This window comes from Rhizobium deserti, assembly GCF_004358025.1.
GTDB classification, from domain to species: Bacteria; Pseudomonadota; Alphaproteobacteria; order Rhizobiales; family Rhizobiaceae; genus Neorhizobium; species Neorhizobium deserti.
The window spans coordinates 1-1467 of sequence record NZ_SMTL01000019.1 but is presented as its reverse complement, the minus strand read 5'-3'; the positions used below and the strand labels follow the sequence as shown (position 1 = coordinate 1467).

Annotated in this window: 1 protein-coding gene; it reads right to left on the bottom strand. The window is 59.2% G+C overall.

Annotated elements, in window-relative coordinates; all coding sequences use genetic code 11:
• Window positions 1-172 precede the first annotated feature (172 nt).
• Window positions 173-1467, bottom strand: a 1295-nt coding sequence (locus E2F50_RS22790; RefSeq protein ID WP_210234593.1) for a PAAR domain-containing protein, incomplete at its 5' end; no start/stop codon positions are given.

The window sequence follows — 1467 nt, the reverse complement described above, 5'->3', positions numbered from 1 at the left end:
ATAGTCGTCATAGGCCCAGTCGCGGCCTCCGTCCTGCTGGCCCTTCGCATATTGCAGCACGCGCGAAAACGGCGCGAAAGCCTCAGCATCGTCGCGACTGCCACGAAGATAGAACACGTCCCAGGAAACTGCCTGACAGCTAGTGAAGCTCAATTCCATTCATATCTCTCATTCAATGGCGGGTCATGCTGGTGCCTTGCTTTAACCAATCGAAGGCCTCGCCAGTTGGCAGACTCTCGGTGGTACGTCCAAGGCGATTATCGTACATGCCTGGAAAGGCGGCAGCGACTGCTGCACGGATTTCCGGCTCGCAATCACGCCGTGCATTACTTGTATGGTCGATTGCGGCTCTCTTGATCTTCCCAATTGTAGCCGTGCCTATTGGATTAATGTCACCAGGCTTGGCGCCTGCCGCAGCAATTATCCGATCGGCACCATGTGCCTCCCAATGTTCAGTCCCGTTATCTTTTGCATTGCCGGTCAAGCAAATAGCCGGCCCCTCCAAATAGCTTGGGAACGGCGTCATTGTACGTTTCGTTGGATCGCCCCCAGCATCGCCAATGCGTTTTAGGCCCTTCGAGCCCTCCTCGCGTGTGCCGTAACGTAGTGTATAGTCGGGCACGATATGGTGCGCCTGCTCGTTCGGTTGGCACGTGCCGCGCAAGGCCCCATAGGGCAGGACACGGCAGCGCCGCCTGCGTCGTTTTTCCGCGTCATCAAGGACTGTAAGATTTTCTGCAGTACGTCCATTAGGTGCGGGCGCGTGGTCCTCCTCATCAGCCCTGGCTGGAGGCGTGAAGGAACTCAGGGGCTTTATCTCATAGCTGCTGAAACCGAAGGGTGTCGTCGCGCGGGGCGCCAAGCCCATGCTCCGGCGAACACCGTTATTCATGGTCGTCTGGTAATGTTTGAGGCCAAGTAAACCTACCCCTCCAGCAAGTCCGCCATATGTAAGCCCGCCGGCAACGGCGCCAGCAGCAGCAGGCGAGGTCGCTGCCGCTGCGGCAGGTCGTCCCCACTTCAAGCCATTCTTGACCCATTTCCACCATCGAGAGATCCGAGACGGACGGGTGTTGTCGTTCGCCGGCGGACGAGTTTGGACCGGTGCCCGGTTCGGCTGCTGCTGCGGCGGTTGGGGAGCCGGCCGGGGTACTTGTTGCGGCGCGGCAGCACCACGAGCCTGCTGCCCATATACGGGGGCCGTAGCGGTATTTGCGGCGTACTGCGCGCCCATCACCAACCGTTCCGGCTGCGCATCGGACATGATCTGACCTCCGTCACCACTCAAAGCGGAAGCCTTGTACTCCTTGAAGGGTGGAGTGGGGTCGAATACCTTGTTGTGCTTCGGCCAGACAAGCTTCCCGACTGTGTTCCGGTTGTTCATCCACCATTCGTCGTCATGCCGGGTCGCCCACTGACCTTCGATGCGAACCGTCCTCGAGTGTTCTTTGCGATGGCAGATGGAGG